This window comes from Mesorhizobium sp. M5C.F.Ca.IN.020.29.1.1 (genome assembly GCF_003997375.1).
Taxonomy (GTDB): Bacteria; Pseudomonadota; Alphaproteobacteria; order Rhizobiales; family Rhizobiaceae; genus Mesorhizobium; species Mesorhizobium wenxiniae.
This window is the reverse complement of sequence record NZ_RZSW01000934.1, coordinates 1-1,471: the sequence shown is the minus strand read 5'-3', so window position 1 is coordinate 1,471 and position 1,471 is coordinate 1. Positions and strand designations below refer to the sequence as shown.

General features: G+C 58.7%; 2 protein-coding genes. Both read right to left on the bottom strand.

Annotation, left to right across the window (positions count from 1 at the left end; all coding sequences use genetic code 11):
• Nucleotides 1-687 (bottom strand): DUF6807 family protein (locus tag EOA85_RS35135; protein WP_206523468.1); only part of this gene is annotated, 687 nt, incomplete at its 3' end.
• Nucleotides 688-921: 234 nt separating this feature from the next.
• A partial coding sequence (locus EOA85_RS35130; protein ID WP_164760128.1) for a TIM barrel protein occupies nucleotides 922-1,471 on the bottom strand: 550 nt, incomplete at its 5' end.

Genomic DNA, 1,471 nt, shown 5'->3' with positions numbered 1-1,471 from the left:
GAGGATGGCAAGGCCGGCTACAATATTCTGGTCACCGTCTGCTACGCCACTGAGGTCGATCCAGCGCGCCTTGGCCCCGTTGGTGGTCTCGTCAGTCGCGCCTTCGCTATTGAGCATCCGGAACTGGCGGAGCGAGCGAGCTGCCCGCCACCCCAGGCCTGCATAGCCGCCCCAGGGAGTCTCGTCCGTTATGGGCGTCGCGCTGAGAATGACGGCTTCCGTGCCGACCGTGAAATCCAGTTCCCAGTCGATCGTGTAATGATTGTCCTTGGGCATACAGATGCGAACAAGGCGGCGCTCGTGGATGACACAAGAGCCGGTCGGAGAAATATAGTCGATCGATGTCGTCACCTCCGCCTGGTCTGCATTCAATCTGGCAACTTCGTCTTCAGCCACCCGCGTGCGCCCCTCGCTGAGGAGGCGGATTTCACCGTCTTTGGAGACGGGCTCCTCCTCCCAATAATTGACGCCGTTGATGTATTTCCAGGAGAACCATACCCCGCGGTGCCAGACGTGATCAGACGGCTGGGAGACGGTGAGCGGCACGCCGCGGACAGTGCTCAGCGGATGGATGAACGGTTTTGCACCATCTACGTTGGCAAAGCTGTAGGTGGCGAGGGGCTCATCACAGAAGCTCAGGCTGATCTTGTGGCCGGGATGATAGTCCCAATGATAATTTCGTGACATGGTCGCTCGGGTTCGGTGGGGTTGACTTGCTAGACAGGAGGATCGAAAATGTCTGACTGCTCCGCTGATTTCCCAGCGAGGACGTGGGTCGTCCAGCTTCTTGTGGGCTCGGTTCGGGCGCGGCGGGATCACTCGGGTTAAACCTGAGATGTCCGCGCACGCGCTGTTTCACGTTCTACCCAAGACTTTCCGGAAGTTTCTGTCGAACTCCAAGTGATATAGACTCCACTATCTTTAGCTGGTGCCCAACTCCTTGAGAAATTCGTAGCTGCGGAGGACATTGTCGTCGCCGGCAATCTCGAGTGTCGAGTGTTCAGCCGGGCTGTTCTTGACCACGTCGTACACCCCTTTGATGTCGACAACTCCTGCTCCAAGCGGAATGATTGCCATGCCGCAACCGAAGATTGTGCCGCGCTTATCGGACCAGTCGCTGGGCATGTCCTTCCAGTGCACGTGCCAGATGCGGTTCCGGAATACTTTTGCCATTTCGACTGGGTCGGTGCCCGCAAGCCAAGAGTTGCCTGTATCGAGATTAACGCCAACCGTGTCCGGATGTCCTAGACGGTCGAGCACCGCGCCCAAGCCTTCAATCGTGCCGGTTACAGGACCGTGCGGCTCTAGCAGCAGCTTCACGCCCATTGCCTCAGCAAGGCGAACCGGCTCGTAGAGCTTCTCGGCGATGACGAAAACTTGCTCGTCGCGCGTCAGACCGTGCCCCCAATCTGTCTTCGGCTCACCTTCTGTGGTGATCACATCGCGGACCTTCATGCCCGCCGCGAGGCGC